The organism is Archangium primigenium (genome assembly GCF_016904885.1).
GTDB lineage: Bacteria > Myxococcota > Myxococcia > Myxococcales > Myxococcaceae > Cystobacter > Cystobacter primigenius.
The window spans coordinates 6854831-6869023 of sequence record NZ_JADWYI010000001.1; the positions used below are offsets into that span (position 1 = coordinate 6854831).

15 protein-coding genes are annotated in these 14193 nt (G+C 71.6%); 4 read left to right on the forward strand and 11 right to left on the reverse strand.

Features of this window, described 5'->3' with window-relative positions; genetic code table 11:
* Positions 1 to 69: 69 nt before the first annotated feature.
* Entirely contained in the window at positions 70 to 279 is a 210-nt protein-coding gene (locus I3V78_RS39505; RefSeq protein WP_239576663.1) for a hypothetical protein, read from the reverse strand.
* Between I3V78_RS39505 and I3V78_RS27970 the strand changes: the two genes are divergently transcribed.
* The gene (locus I3V78_RS27970) at positions 260 to 1096 is read left to right on the forward strand and encodes a hypothetical protein (RefSeq protein ID WP_239576664.1); all 837 of its coding nucleotides are present in this window, start codon (positions 260 to 262) and stop codon (positions 1094 to 1096) included. The genes I3V78_RS39505 and I3V78_RS27970 overlap by 20 nt on opposite strands.
* 18 nt (positions 1097 to 1114) lie before the next feature.
* Here the strand turns inward: I3V78_RS27970 and I3V78_RS27975 are convergent, their stop codons facing one another.
* Positions 1115 to 3478, reverse strand: a complete 2364-nt coding sequence (locus tag I3V78_RS27975) for a carboxypeptidase-like regulatory domain-containing protein (RefSeq protein ID WP_204491857.1) — start codon at positions 3476 to 3478, stop codon at positions 1115 to 1117.
* 126 nt (positions 3479 to 3604) lie between these two features.
* Here I3V78_RS27975 and I3V78_RS27980 point away from each other — a divergent pair, with 126 nt between their 5' ends.
* Positions 3605 to 4966 (forward strand): AHH domain-containing protein, encoded by a 1362-nt coding sequence (locus I3V78_RS27980; RefSeq protein ID WP_476756500.1) that lies wholly within the window; start codon positions 3605 to 3607, stop codon positions 4964 to 4966.
* An 11-nt stretch (positions 4967 to 4977) separates the two neighbouring features.
* Positions 4978 to 5544, forward strand: a complete 567-nt coding sequence (locus I3V78_RS27985; RefSeq protein ID WP_204491861.1) for an imm11 family protein — start codon at positions 4978 to 4980, stop codon at positions 5542 to 5544.
* On the opposite strand, the gene hisIE is transcribed toward I3V78_RS27985, so the two are convergent.
* From hisIE to hisG, 9 genes are read right to left on the reverse strand one after another with little or no spacing between them, the layout of a single operon-like run.
* The gene (gene hisIE / locus I3V78_RS27990) at positions 5531 to 6166 is read right to left on the reverse strand and encodes a bifunctional phosphoribosyl-AMP cyclohydrolase/phosphoribosyl-ATP diphosphatase HisIE (RefSeq protein WP_204491863.1); all 636 of its coding nucleotides are present in this window, start codon (positions 6164 to 6166) and stop codon (positions 5531 to 5533) included. The two genes, I3V78_RS27985 and hisIE, sit on opposite strands and share 14 nt — an antisense overlap.
* Complete coding sequence (gene hisN / locus I3V78_RS27995; RefSeq protein WP_204491866.1) at positions 6166 to 6942, reverse strand: histidinol-phosphatase; 777 nt, start codon at positions 6940 to 6942, stop codon at positions 6166 to 6168. The genes hisIE and hisN overlap by 1 nt, the downstream gene beginning before the upstream one ends.
* A 3-nt stretch (positions 6943 to 6945) precedes the next feature.
* Positions 6946 to 7704: an imidazole glycerol phosphate synthase subunit HisF gene (gene hisF, locus I3V78_RS28000; RefSeq protein WP_204491868.1), complete on the reverse strand. Its 759-nt coding sequence runs from the start codon at positions 7702 to 7704 to the stop codon at positions 6946 to 6948.
* Between the two features lies 1 nt (position 7705).
* Positions 7706 to 8242, reverse strand: a complete 537-nt coding sequence (locus I3V78_RS28005; protein ID WP_204491870.1) for an imidazoleglycerol-phosphate dehydratase — start codon at positions 8240 to 8242, stop codon at positions 7706 to 7708.
* A complete protein-coding gene (locus tag I3V78_RS28010; RefSeq protein WP_204491872.1) occupies positions 8239 to 8952 on the reverse strand; it encodes a 1-(5-phosphoribosyl)-5-[(5-phosphoribosylamino)methylideneamino]imidazole-4-carboxamide isomerase in 714 nt (237 codons plus the stop codon). Before I3V78_RS28010 ends, I3V78_RS28005 begins: the two co-directional genes overlap by 4 nt.
* Positions 8949 to 9542, reverse strand: coding sequence for an imidazole glycerol phosphate synthase subunit HisH (hisH, locus tag I3V78_RS28015; RefSeq protein WP_204491874.1), 594 nt, complete (start codon positions 9540 to 9542; stop codon positions 8949 to 8951). Before hisH ends, I3V78_RS28010 begins: the two co-directional genes overlap by 4 nt.
* The gene (locus I3V78_RS28020) at positions 9539 to 10576 is read right to left on the reverse strand and encodes a pyridoxal phosphate-dependent aminotransferase (RefSeq protein ID WP_204491876.1); all 1038 of its coding nucleotides are present in this window, start codon (positions 10574 to 10576) and stop codon (positions 9539 to 9541) included. Before I3V78_RS28020 ends, hisH begins: the two co-directional genes overlap by 4 nt.
* Complete coding sequence (gene hisD / locus I3V78_RS28025; protein WP_204491877.1) at positions 10573 to 11874, reverse strand: histidinol dehydrogenase; 1302 nt, start codon at positions 11872 to 11874, stop codon at positions 10573 to 10575. Before hisD ends, I3V78_RS28020 begins: the two co-directional genes overlap by 4 nt.
* Positions 11871 to 12725 (reverse strand): ATP phosphoribosyltransferase, encoded by an 855-nt coding sequence (hisG, locus tag I3V78_RS28030; RefSeq protein ID WP_204491878.1) that lies wholly within the window; start codon positions 12723 to 12725, stop codon positions 11871 to 11873. Before hisG ends, hisD begins: the two co-directional genes overlap by 4 nt.
* A gap of 283 nt (positions 12726 to 13008) precedes the next feature.
* On the opposite strand from hisG, the gene thiO reads away from it, so the two are divergent.
* Positions 13009 to 14118 carry a glycine oxidase ThiO gene (thiO, locus tag I3V78_RS28035; protein WP_204491880.1) on the forward strand — a complete coding sequence of 370 codons (1110 nt, stop codon included), beginning with the start codon at positions 13009 to 13011 and terminating at the stop codon, positions 14116 to 14118.
* Positions 14119 to 14193: the final 75 nt, after the last annotated feature.

The window sequence follows — 14193 nt, forward strand, 5'->3', positions numbered from 1 at the left end:
CGATTTCACTCTGTGTCCCGCTTCGGGATAGATTGAGTTCAAAGTCCTACGTCTCTCTCGAACGAGGGGTCATCGCATGGGTGTCGATTCTGTTGGGAGTTCCAGCCGCAGTTCCACGACCAGTTCGTCCAGTGGCACGTCCAGCACGTCCGCGAACACGCCCGAGCCCAAGGCCAGTGCACCGCCGCCCGAGCCGCCCAAGCCCCGGATGAACTTCGAGGCGAGCAGCTTCACGCCGAGCTTCAAGCCGCCCTCGACGATGCCCGAGCTGAACCCCATGCTGGACCCCACGCCCATGGCGCAGCGGGCCCAGTTGACGCGTTCCGAGCCGGGGCAGGACGTGACGGCGCCCTCCCCCATGGGCCCGCCCTCGACGTTCCAGCCCACGGAGCGGCTGCCCTCGGGCCAGCTCGCGCCCGTGGGGCCTCCGGCGGACGCCTTCCATCCGGTGCCCAAGGCCGCGCCCGAGCTCACGTCCGTGCCCCTGCCCGTGCCGAGGCCCGAGCACCTGAGCACCCAGGCGCCGCTCCAGGCGCCCATTCCGATGCAGCGGCCCGCGAACCTGGGCGCCCCCCCGAGCACCCCGGCCGGCGCGGGCACCATCCGCTTCGGCGCGGACGCGAACCAGGCGGCGGTCAGCGAGCACACGCGGCAGGTGCTCCAGGACATCATGGCCCAGGCGGGAGTCGCGGACCTGCGCATCACCAGCACGGCCCGGACGCCCGAGCGACAGGCGCTGGCGATGTACAACAACATCCAGAGCCAGGGCGTCGCGTCCCAGAAGGAGCTCTATGGAGCGCCCGGAGACCGGGTCGTGGACGCCTACGTGGCGGGCAAGGAGGCCGGTCTCTCCCGGGACGAAATCCTCCAGGCCATGACGGCGCAGATCCACGCGGAAGGGCCCGCCAACGTCTCGAGGCACATGGCGAACGACCCCTCCGCGCTCAACGTCATCGACATCTCGCCGGACTCCATCGCCCGGGACCAACGGCCCGCCTTCCTGGAAGCGGCCCGGAACCATCCCTCCGTCTCACGGGTCCTGGATCCCTCCAACAAGGACCCCGCCTTCCACCTGGAGATCAACCAGCCCCAGTGAGTCGGGGTCACCGGGCGCTCATTCCTCCAGGGTGAGCGTTCCGAGGTTCAGGTCCACCTCGCGCTGGACGACCACGGTCCGCACGAGGGGCGCCGAGCCCGGCACGGAGCTCGCGGCGGACAGCGTCAGGGTGAGCGGACCCGTCTGCTCGATGGGCATCCAGAAGTAGCCCTCCCGGTCCTGATCCATGGGCTCGCCATTCACGGAGAAATAGGGAATGGGTGAGCCATCCGCGCGGACGAACTTCGCGCGGAGGTAGGCGCGCCGGGCCATGACGATGTGCATCGTCCTCGCCGAGGCGGGTGGATCCACCCGCTGCCACTCGTCGAGCTGCCCATGGATGATCATCCGGTAGGACGGAGGGGGCGGTGGTGGCGGATCGACCAGGACATAACTCCGCTTCGCCAGCATCAGCACGAGGTGCTCACCCGAGACCTCCCCGAAGGAGAACCGGCCATCGGCCAGGGTCTGGGTCCGCAATTCGGGCGCGCCGTATCCGCCCACGGAGCCATGGGGGCGAATCGTGACGTCGACCTTCTCCAGGGGCTCGCCTCGGGTGTTCACCACGCGGCCCGAGAACGGGTGGCCCGCCTGGAATTGGAGCCGCACCTGGCCTCCCGTTTCGTGCACCTCCACCTCGGTCGAGGTGAAGTGGGAGTAGTCGGTGGCGCTCGCCAGCTCGGCGCTCACCCCGTAGCGCCCGGGCCGGGGCGCCGCGAGCGAGAAGTGTCCCTCGTCGTCGGTCTCGCCACTCTCGATCACGTTTCCGGCATCCAGGGGCCAGAGGCCCACCCGTGCGCGTGTCACGGGCTGCCCCCGCTCGTCCACCAGCAGGCCCTGGACCCGGGGTGAGCGCGAGAGGCGCGGGTTCAAGGTCGTGGGCGCGCGGACCTCGCGTCGCAACAGTTCCCGCTGGCTCGAGCCCACGCGGAACACGAACACTCCCGCCTCGGGGGCCACCAGCAGGAAGTGTCCCTCCGGTCCGGAGAGAGCCGTGTCCACCTCGTCCTCGATCTCCGGGTCGAGCAGGGCCACATGCTCGCCCACGATGGGCGCGCCCTGGTCATCCACCAGGGCGCCCTCGACGAGGGCCAACCGCCGCAGGACGAGGTCCACGGTGCGCCGACCCGCGGAGAACTTCGCCTGGTGCTCGGCGTTCTCGCGCTCGTCCAGCGAGAAGGCGTGGAGGTCCACCTCGCCCTCGGCCAGGGGCCCGAGGAGATAGTGCCCCCGCGCATCCGTTCGGGTCGTGAGGCGGGACGTCCGGAAGTCGGACTCCTGAGAGGCCTCGACCCGCGCGCCCTCGACTGGACGGCCCCGCGCATCGCGCACCACGCCCTCCAACTCGACCCGGGGACGCAGCTCCAGGAGCACCTCGGACGACTCGTTGGCGGAGACGTCCAGCCAGGCGCCGAGCGCGCCCTGACGCGCGCTGAGCTCATAGGACGCGTCGAACGTCAGCGCATCGAAGGAGAAGTGGCCTCGCTCATCCGAGAGGGTCTCCCGCGCCTCCGGTGTCTCGACGCCGCGCAGCTCGACCCGGACACCCGAGGCGGGCTCGCCGTCCGCCACCACCCGGCCCTTCAGGGTCCACGGGGCATGGAGGACGAAGTCCACGGTCGAGGATGCGCCATGGAGCCGCTCGGTCTCCAGTCTGGAGCACGCGTCGCCGTGCGTGGCCAGCAGGAGGTACTCCCCCCGAGGCAGGGGCCCCAGGGCGTACTGGCCCCGTGCGTCCGTGCGGGTCTCGAGGAAATGGCCCTGGGCGGCGAACACGGCGGTGACGAGCGCATCGGCCACCGGGACGTCCTTCCGGTCCGTGACCCGTCCCGACAACCGCGTGCCCGCCAGCAGCACCAGGTCCACACCCTGCTCGCCCGTGGAGGCGCCCCGCCGCAGGGCCACGCCCTCGGGGCTCTCCGCCCAGAGCGTGTAGGCACCGGCCTCCATTCCCTGGAGCAGGAAGGAGCCGTCCGATGCGGAGGTGGCCTGAGCGAGCACCTGGGCCTCGCCGTCCCGCTCGCGCATCCACGCGAGCAGTCGCTCCGTGCCCGCGCATTCGAGGAAGGGCTCGGGGCGCGTCCGCCCGAACTCGTCCCGGCACGAAGGCGCCATCAAGGACCCCTCCGAGGAGGGCCGAACGGCGTACACCACCGCGCCCGCGACCGGCCCGCGCTCGCCGCGCACCGTGCCCGCGATGAAGGGGCCCTCCGGCACGGGCGCGGCCAGGGGCACTCGACGGTATGAGGTGGCGGACACCGACGGGGGCGAGGCCCGCGGGGGCGGGACGTCCGTCGTCGAGTCGGAGGTGCGCCAGAGAAGGAGCCCCGCCACCAGCAGGGCTCCCACGAGTGCCGCGATCATCCCCTGGCGCAGCCGCATCCACGCTCTCCTGGGGCGGTGCTTCCAGAGCCCCCTGTGCCCAGTCTAGCGTGTCACCCCACCACCGCGCTCGATGTGCGGTCCTCTGTCTCAAGCCGCGCGTTGATTCTCGCGAGGAGGTGGCTTCTGGTCGCCCATCGTTCGAGCCTCGTTTCGCTTTTCCTGGTGCTGCTCACGGCGTGTGGAACCGCTCGCGGAGGGCGTCCCGACACCGCGAGGGAAGAACACCTCGTCCAGGTCCCTCGCACGACCCAGTTCGTTCCGATCGCGTTTGGAAACGAGGCGTTCACCAAAGCCCTCGCGATGGAAGTCCGACGGAAAAAGCCCCCGGCGAATCCCGAGACAAGCGCCCGAGAACTCCTCGACGTCGCCCAACGCGATGGCTGGTACCACTACACGCCACGGCAAGGACTCATCGCCTTGAATGGACATCCGTCCTCCGGGGAATGGGCGTCGGCGGAAGAGCGCATCACCCGGGAGTACTCACGGTTCTGCGCGTCCCTGGGGCAGACGGGCGATTGTCGGAAGGTCCTGCTGAACAGGCCCGTGCTCACCGCGGATGGCCGCTACACCCTCGCGATGTCCTTCGCGCTCGAAGAGGTCATCCCCGAGATGATGGAGGCGTTCGAGGGCATGGCCGACCCGGCAGCGATTCGCGCCTCCATCCTCTGGACGATGACCCTCTATGCGGCGATGTGGATGGCACCCGAACCCGTGTTCTCCAAGGGTCTGGCTGCCGTCGTGACGGCCAGCTTCATCTGCTACGTCGGAGTGGACACGTTCTGGACGCTCATCCAGGGCTGGAGGCGATTGGTGCAGGCAGCGGACCTCGCAACCTCGATGCGAGAGCTCCGCACAGCGGGTGGGGCCTATGGCAAGGTGATGGGGAAGAACGCCGCGCGGGCGTTTGCCCTGCTGCTCGCCGCGGCCATGGGCCAGACGGCCTCCAGCTATTCCGCCAGGGTGGTCGCGCTGCCCGGTGCGGCACGAGTCTCGGGGACGGCGGGCTCGGGGCTGGGGATCGCGCTGCCCCAGGTGGCGCACGTCGAAGGCGTGGTCGTGAGTGCGAACGCCGCCACCTTCACGCTCGCCATGCCCATGGCCGCTACCATCGCGCAAGGCAGTGGAAGCGGCGCGGTCTCCGCTCTCGTGGAGGCGGAAGGCCCCGAGCACCACATCGCCACGAACAAATGGTGGGAGGCCACGCACAGCGGTGGTCCTTGGACGCCTCGATTCCAGGACATCTTCGACCGGGCGGGAATGTCCTTGAACGATCCCGCCAACAGAATCCGCATCCCCGGTCACCAGGGTCCTCATCCGCAGGCGTATCACGAGGAAGTCTTCGAGCGATTGAACGCGGCGACACTGGAATGCCGTGGAACACGGCTGTGCCAGGAGGCCTTGGTCGCGGAACTCCGCGCGCTGGCCGTGGAACTCCACAGCGAGGGCTCGAGACTTCACACGCTCGTCACCCGGAGCACACGGTAGAAGGGCGGCACATGGGCATCCGGTACTACAAGCTGACGGACGACATCGCGCATCCCGACCGCTGGGAGTTGGGCAAGCTCCACGATTCTCGGGGAGAGGAGCTCTGGCCCGCGCCGTTGATGCGAGGGGAGCCCACCCACCTGGAGGGCCGCATGACGTTGCCCGTCAAACGCGTGGGAGCGGCGCTCGACTTCTCTCACGCGGCATTCGGCATCCCCATCGTGCACGTCCGAATCGCGGAGTGCTTCATGCACCTGGCCACGGACTGCGTGCAGTTCTTCCCCGTCGACATCGAGGGGCATGCCGAGCAGTACCTCCTCCTCAATGTCTCGAGGACCGTGAAGTGCATTGACGATCATGCCTCGGAGGAAGTCCGCTATTGGCGGCCGGAGGATGAGCGTCCCGAGAAGACGGGACAGTATCGTGCCGTGTACGGCATGCGCCTCGACCCGGCGAAGGTCGGCGAGGTGAAGATCTTCCGACCCTGGGGTTGGACCGTGGCCCTCATTGTCTCCGAGGAGGTCAAGCAGGCCCTGGAGGACCTGAAGGCCACGGGGGTGAACTTCAAGGAAGTGTGAGCGTCTGTTTCGCGGCCGGGGGCGCGGCCCGCCGGGCGAGCACGTCCTTCACGTCCGCGAGCGTCACGCCGAGCGGGCGCACCGCCACGAGCAGGTGGTAGAGCACGTCGGCGGCCTCCTCCACCGCGCGCGCCTTGTCCCCATCCGCGCACGCCGTGACCAGCTCCGCCGCCTCCTCGCCAATCTTCTTGAGGCGCAGGTTGCGGTCCTCCAGCAGCCGCCGCGTGTAGCTGGGCTTCTCGCCTGGCGCGGGTGCGGTCGCGGCCCGCTCGGTGAGGGTGCGATCCAGCGCCACGAGCGCATCCACGGGCCCCACGCCGAAGCACGTCTCCGCGCCGGTGTGGCACGCCGGGCCCGCCTTCTCCACCCGCGCGAGCACCGCGTCCGCGTCGCAGTCGGCCGTCAGGGACACCACGCGCTGCACGTTGCCGCTCGTGCCGCCCTTGTGCCACAGCCCCCGCGTGCGCGAGCGGTAGTGCATCTCGCCCGTCGCCAGCGTCTTCTCCAGCGCCTCGCGATCCGCGTGCGCCACCATGAGCACGTCGCCCGTGTGCGCGTCCTGCGTCACCACCGTGACGAGCCCGTTGCCCTTGCCGAAGTCCAGCGTCGAGAGATCCAACATCACGGCCCCTTCGTGGCGCCGAGCACCTGGCGCACCGACTCCGCCAGCACGGCGTTGGTGGCGATGGCGCTGCCGCCAAACGCCGTGCGCTTGCCGCTCCAGTCCGTGAACACCCCACCCGCCTCCTCGATGATGGGCAAGAGCGCCGCCGCGTCCCAGGGCGACATCAGCTCGTCCGCCATGACCTCGGCGCGGCCCGTGGCCACCAGGAGGTAGCCGTAGCAGTCCCCCCATGTCCGGGCCACGGAGGACTTCGCCGACAGGGCGCGCCAGCCCGTGCCCCGCTCGGGGTGCGTCTGGAAGCGCTCGTCGGTGACGAGCACGAGCGAGCGCGACAGCTCGGCCTCGGCGGACACCCACGTGAGCTTGCCGTTCCACCAGCAGCCCTGCCCCGGCGCCGCCACCAGCATGTCCCCCACGGGCGGGAAGTACGCCGCGCCCGCGAGGATGGTGTCGCCCTCCATCACCGCCACCAGCGTGCCCCACAGCGGCACGCCCCGGATGAACGTCTTGGTGCCGTCGATGGGATCGAGGATCCACCGGCGCCGGGCCCCGGGCCGCGTCTCGCCGAACTCCTCGCCGAGGATGCCGTCCTCGGGGAAGCGGGACTCGATCCACTCGCGCGCCGTGCGCTCGGCCGTCTGATCCGCCACCGTCACGGGGGAGCCGTCCCCCTTGGTGTGCACCTGGACGCCCTGGCGGAAGAAGCCCAGCGCCACGTCGCCCGACTTGCGAGCCACTTCCTCCGCCGCCTGCATCAATGACCGTGCATCCATTTGCTAGAGGCTCCTGATGTCGAGGCCGCTGCCCTGCAGCAGCGTCTTGATGGACCGCACCGTGGTCACGCCGTCGTGGAGGATGCCCGCGACGAGCGCCGCCTCCGCCTTCCCCTCGCTCAGCGCGGCCCGGACATGCTCCGCGCTGCCCGCGCCTCCCGAGGCGATGACGGGGACCTGGACCGCCTCGGCCACGGCCCGGGTCAGCTCCAGGTCATATCCCGAACGGGCCCCGTCGCGATCGATGCTCGTGAGGAGGATCTCCCCCGCGCCCCGGCGCACGCACTCGCGCGCCCAGGCGAGGGCCTCCAGCTCCGTGGGCTTCTTGCCGCCGTGCGTGAAGACACGCCAGCCCGCGCCGTCGCGCTTGGCGTCGATGCTCGCCACCACGCACTGGGCCCCGAAGCGCTCGGCGCACTCGGTGAGGACCTCGGGCCGGGCCACCGCGGCCGAGTTGAGGCTCACCTTGTCCGCGCCCGCGCGCAGGGCCCGCCCCACGTCGTCCACCGTGCGCACCCCACCGCCCACCGTGAGCGGGATGAACAGCCGCTCGGCGGTGCGGTGCACCAGGTCCCACAGCGTGCCCCGCTCCTCCTGGGTGGCGGAGATGTCGAGGAACGTCACCTCGTCCGCCCCGGCGTCCTCGTAGCGCAGCGCCAGTTCCACCGGGTCGCCCACGTCGCGCAGGCCCTCGAACTGGACGCCCTTGACCACGCGCCCGCCCTTCACGTCCAGACAGACGATCAGCCGCCGCGTGAGCATGTCACGTCACCTCCAGGGCGACGGCGCCCTTGGTGCTGAACACCACGCCCGAGTCCACCAGCGCATCGCGCAGCGCGAAGCCGAGCGCCTTGAAGGCCGCCTCCGTCACGTGGTGGCTGTCCTTGCCCCGGAGGATGCGCAGGTGCAGCGTCACCTTGGCGTGCTCGCAGAACGAGCGCATCACGTGCTCGTAGAGTTTGTTCTTGAGCGGGCCCCGGTAATAGAAGCGCCCGCCGACGTCGAGGCACGCCTGCACGAGCGCGTCATCCATGGGCAGCGTGCGCTCGCCGTAGCGCGCGGCGGTGGCGGGGATGATCTTCTGCACGGCCGTGCCCAGGGTGATGGCCACGTCCTCCATGAGGTGGTGGCGCAGATCGCCCCGCGCGTGCAGGGTCAGGTCCAGCCCCGCGTAGCGCGCGAAGGTGCCGAGCATGTGATCGAAGAAGGGCTGCCCCGTGTCCACCTGGGCCACGCCCTTGCCGATGGCGAGCTGCACCGTGACCTTGGTTTCCTTGGTTTCCCGAACGATGGTGGTCATGCGAACTCCTGGGCGACGAGGCCCGCGTCCAATCTGCCCGTGTACAACGCCATGCCGATGACGGCGCCCGCGGCGCCCACGCCCCCGAGTGCCCGCAGATCCTCCACCGTCGTCACGCCGCCGGAGGCGAACAGCGGGTGGCGGCTCGCGCGGCACACCGTCTCCATGAGGGGCAGGTCCACCCCCTCCATCTGTCCCTCCTTGTGCACGGCCGTCACCAGCAGGCCACGCAGCGGCAGGGGCTCCAGGGACTCCAGCACGGCGACGATGTCGCGCGCGCTGCCCGCCGTCCAACCGCGCGTCACCACCTCGCGGCCCTTCACGTCCGCGGCCACCACCACCCGGCCGGGAAAACGCTCGGCCACCTCACGCAGCCAGGTGGCGTCCTCGATGGCGCGCGTGCCCACCACCACGGACGCGGCGCCCAGGGCGAGCACGGCCTCCACCTTGGCGGTGTCGCGGACGCCGCCGCCCACGGAGAACGTCAGCCCGGGCTCGTGCGAGAGCAGCGCGCGGATGGCGTCCTCGTTGGAGCCCTTGCCCAGCGCCGCGTCCAGGTCCACCACGTGGAAGGTGGTGAAGCCGTGCGCGCGCCAGCGCTCGAGCGCGTCCAGGGGGTTGTTCACCCGCACCCGCTCGTCGGCGTAGGAGCCGCCCACGAGTTGCACACAGGCGCCCTCGCGCAGGTCGATCGCCGGAATGGCCTTCATGCGCGCACCTCGTCGAGGAAGGCGTGCACGAAGCGCACGCCGGCCGCCGAGCTCTTCTCCGGGTGGAACTGTACGCCCAGCACCCGGCCGCGCCGCACCGCCGCGGGGAAACGGTCCCCCTCGTGCGCCGTCCACCCCACCACCGCCTCGGGCCGCTCGGCGCGGCAGGCGAAGCTGTGCGCGTAGTAGACGGAGCCGAGCCGCGCCGCCTGGACGGCCGTGTCCTCCTCCACCGAGTTCCACCCGATGTGGGGCACCCGCTGGGAGACAAGCCGCGTCACCCGCCCCGGGAAGAAGCCCAGGCCCTCGCCCTCCCCCTCTTCGCTCCCGTCGAAGAGCAGCTGCATGCCCAGGCAGATGCCCAGACACGCGAGCCCGTCGTCCAGCGCGCGCCGCATCCGCTCCCGGCCGGGAGCGAGCCGGGCCGCCGCCGCGCCAAAGGCCCCCACGCCCGGCAGCACCAGCAGGCCGGTGTCCAGGGCGCGCACGGGGTCCGTCTCCACGCGCACCTCGACGCCCGGCGCCAGGGCGAGCGCCTTGGCCAGGGAGTGGATGTTGCCAGCGCCATAGTCGAACAGCGTCACTCTCACGGCAGGGCCTCCCGCAGCGCGTCGAGCGCCGCCTGCATCACGTTCCAGGGTCCACACCCGATGCGCAGCGCGTCGCCGATGCCCGGCAGGCCCGCGAAGGCCCGCACGTTCACGTCCCGCGCGCGCATCGTCTCCGCCACCGCGGGCGCGCCCCGCAGCGGCACCATCACGAAGTTGGCCTCGGTGGGCAGGCAGGACAGGCCCAGCCGCGCCAGTTCCTCCACCAGCCGCGCCCGGACGGCGAGCGCCTCGTCCGCCCTGGCTCGCATCCACGGCACGTCCTCGGTGAGCGCCGCCACGGCCATGCGCTCGGACAGGCCCGTGACCTTGTAGGGGCCCCGGGCCTTCTCCACCTCCGCCACGAGCCCGGGGGCCCCCACCGCGTAGCCCACGCGCATGGCCGCGAGCCCGAAGGCCTTGGACAGCGTGCGCGTCACGAGCACGTTGGGCCGGCGCGCCAGGTCCAGGTGGCTGTCCCGGGCGAACTCGGCATAGGCCTCGTCGATCAGGACGAGGCCGGGGGCCGTGTCCACCAGCCGCTCCAGCGCGGCGCGCGAGGCCACCGTGCCCGTGGGGTTGTTGGGCGAGCACACGTAGATGAGCTTCGCTCCGGTGGCCAAGAGCCCGTCCACGTCGATGTCGAAGTCCGGCCGCAGCCGCACCGGCGCGTAGCGCAGGCCGTTGACCTTGGCGAAGTAGGACATCATCACGAAGGTGGGCGACGGGTAGGCGATGAGCTCGCCCGGCTCCAGGAAGGCCCGGAGGGTGCAGTCGATGACGTCGTCCGAGCCGCAGCCGGTGGTGACCTGGGCCGGATCCATGCCGGTGTAGCGGGCCACGGCCTGCCGGAGGTCGGGCGAGTAGCCCACCGGGTAGCGGCCCACCTGGGTGGCGGTCGTCTCGCGCAGGACGCGCTCGGCGGCGGGCGGCAGGCCGAAGAGGTTGGTGTTGTCGCTCAGGTCCACGCGGCAGCGCGCCTTGGAGGGCGCGTACAGCGGGATGTCGCGATACGAGGCGCGGGTGGGCGGGCTCATGACGTCCTCCAGGCCCGGGCGGCCTCGGCGTGGGCGAAGAGCCCCTCGCTGTCGGCCAGGGTGCCCACGTCGTCGGCGAGCCGGGCGGCCGCCTCGGGGGTGACGCGCTGCCACGTCGTCCAGCGGTAGAAGTCCAGCACGCTCAGGCCCGAGTACGCCCGGGCGAGGCCCGCGGTGGGCAGCACGTGGTTGGCGCCCGTCATGTAGTCCCCGTAGGCCACCGAGGCATGCGGCCCCACGAACACCGTGCCCGCGTTGCGCACCCGGGAGAGCGCCTCGGCGGGCGACGCGATCGCCAGCAAGAGGTGCTCGGGCGCGAAGTCCGCCACGAAGGGCCAGGCCTCCTCCAGCGAGTCCACGCTCAGCACCGCGCCGCGCTCGCTCAGGGCGCGCGAGACGATCTCCTGGCGCCGGGCCCGGGCCGCCGCGCGCGCGACCGCCGCCGCCACCGCCTCGGCCTGGGCGGTGCCCACCGCCACCGTCACGCAGCACGCGTCCGGATCGTGCTCGGCCTGGGCCAGCATCTCGCGCGCCACGGCCTCGGGGTCCACCGAGGCATCGGCCACCACGAGGATCTCGCTCGGCCCGGCCGGGGCGTCGATGCCCACCGCGTCCACCACCTGCAGCTTGGCCGCGGCCACGTAGGCGTTGCCCGGACCGACGATGCGGTCCACCCGGGGCACGCTCTCGGTGCCGTAGGCCAGGGCCGCCACCGCGCCCGCGCCCCCGAGCGCGAAGACCCGGTCCGCCCCCGCGAGCGCCGCCGCCGCCAGCACCCCCGCCGCGGGCCGCCCGTCCGGACCCGGCGGCGAGCAGACGATGACCTCGCCCACCCCGGCGACCTTGGCCGGCACCACGCCCATGAGCACGCTGCTCGGATACACCGCGCGGCCTCCTGGCGCGTACACGCCCACCCGGCCGAGCGGATCCGGCCGCCGACCCACGAGGACGCCGGGCTCGGTCTCCACCTCGACGGCCTGGGGCTTCTGGGCGGCGTGGGCCCGGGCGATGTTGCGCGCCGCCCGGGTCAGGGCCTCGCGCACCTCGGGCGCGAGCGACGCCAGGGCCGCCTCGCACTCGCTCCGGGGAATCTCCAGGGACGCCAGCGTGGCGCCGTCGAACTCGCGCGCCAGCTCGCGCAGGGCGCGGTCTCCGTCCCGGCGCACGCGGGCGATGAGGTCCGCGGTGCGCTGGGCCACCCGGGCGTCGGTGCTCCCGGAGCGCTCCAGCAACTGGCGCCGGGCCTCGGGCGCGAGGTCCTGGAGCCGACCCTGGTACTTGAGCACGCGGGGGCTCATGGCATCAGCCTCTCGATGCGGGTGACGAGGATGCCCTGGCAGCCCAGGGCGCGCAGGGCGTTGATGGTGCGGTAGATGGTGCGCGCGGGCACCACGGCGTGCACGGCCACGAAGTCCCCGCCCTGCACCTCCACCACGGTGGGGCCGTTGAGGCCCGGCAGCACCTCGCGCACCCCGGACAGCGCGGTGCGCGGCACGTTGGCCATGAGGTAGCGCTTGTCGCGCGCCGCCAGCACCGAGCCGAGCGCCTGGCGCAGCTCCTCCAGCTTCGCCGCGGCCTCGGGCGCGTGGTTCTTGCGCGCGATGAGCCGCGCGCTCGACTGGACGATGGTGCCCACCTCGCGCAGGCCGTTCATCTTGAGCGTGGAGCCCGTGGACGTCAGGTCCACGATGATGTCCGCGATGCCCAGGTGGGGCGCGATCTCCGTGGCGCCCGAGACCGGCACCACCGTGATCTTCTGGCCGCGCCGGGTGAAGAACTCCTCGGTCAGCCGCGTGAAGGAGGACGCCACGCGCACCCCGCTCTGGATGTCCTCCAGCTGCTGGATGCCGCTGTCCTCGCGGGCGGCCACCACCAGGCGGCACCGGCCGAACTCCAGGTCCATGAGCTGCTCCAGGTCGCGCCCGGACTCACACACCAAGTCCCACCCGGTGACGCCCGCGTCGGCCGCGCCATCCGCGACGAACTCGGGAATGTCCTGGGCGCGCACGAAGATGGCCTCGAACTCGCCACCGAGCGAGGCCGTGAGGGCGCGCTCGCCGCGCACCCGGACCTCCAGTCCTGCGTCGTTGAACAGCTCGCGCACCTCCTCGGAGAGGCGGCCTTTGTTGGGAAGAGCGATCCGGAGCATCGGGGAGTCCTTGAAGGAGGACGGACGGGCGAAACGAAAAAAGCCCGTCCGGTGTGGGACGGGCTTTCGTTCACTGCGGCGGGTGCTTCGGGCGGTCTCTAGACATCCACCCAGGCATGCGCACGGTGAGCGGTCCCGTCGGGGCCGGTCCGATGATGGTGCGCATGAGGGTGGAGAGACACGGAGAGCACGATGAACTAGCTAATGGAAACCACCCCATCCCGTCAACCGGTCTGGCTCACGAACCTTGCAAAGCCGGTGGGGAGCGAGCACAAGCAGCGCGATGCGTGACCTCGACGTGGTGGTGGTCGGCGGTGGAGTCATGGGCTGCGGCATCGCCCTGCGGCTGCGGCAGGCGGGCGCCCGGGTGACGGTGCTCGAGCGCGCCATTCCCGGAGCCGAGGCCTCCAGCGCCGCCGGAGGCATCCTGGCGCCCCAGGAGGAGTCCGAGGGACCCGGGCCCTTCCTGGACCTGTGCCTGCTCAGCCGACGCCTGTACCCGGAGTTCGCCGCGGAGCTGCTCGCCCTCACGGGCATCGACGTGCACTACCTGCCCAGTGGCGTGCTGCGGCTGGCCTTCGACGAGGCGGGCCTGTCCCGGCTGGCGGCCACCGCGCGCTGGCAGCGCGAGCGGGGCCTGCGCGTGGACCTGCTGTCGCCCACCGAGGTGCTCGCGCTGGAGCCCACCCTGTCCCCCGAGGTCCGGGGCGCGGCGCGCTTCGTGGACGACCACCAGGTGGACAACCGCCTGCTCATGCGCGCCCTGACGATGGCCGCCGCGAAGGTGGGCGCCACGTTCCGCACCGGCTACGTGCGCGGCGTGGTGGAGGCACAGGGCCGCGCGGTGGGCGTGGACCTGGACGGCGAGGTGCTCCGCGCGGACGCCGTGGTCATCGCCGCGGGCTCCTGGTCCGGCCTGGTGCGGGGCAGCGCCCTGGACCCCCGCGGGGTGCGGCCGGCGCGCGGGCAGATGGTTCAGTTGCAGACACGTCTGCCCCTCTTCTCGCACGTCCTCTTCTCCGACGAGGGCTACGTCATCCCCCGGACGGATGGCCGCGTCATCGCGGGCAGCACGCTGGAATTCTCGGGCTTCGAGAAGAACGTCACCGCCGAGGGCCTGCACCGCATCCTCGCCCTGGCCATGCGGCTGTGTCCGGCCCTGGCCGCGGCGCCCGTGCAGGAGACGTGGGCGGGCCTGCGGCCCTACACCGAGGACCATCTGCCCGTCCTCGGCGCGGGGCCCCTGCCAGGCCTGTTCCTCGCCACGGGCCACTTCCGCAACGGCATCCTGCTGACGCCCGTCACCGCGAAACTCCTGGCGGAGGCCATCCTGGGCGAGCGGCCGTCCGTGGACCTGGCCCCCTTCCGCTACGACCGGTTGTCCCGCGCATGAAGTCTCGAAAAGAGATGGCGCGGCGGTAGTGGAAAGGAGGGGGACGCCTCCCCGGGGGCAACCCGTCCAGGCGGC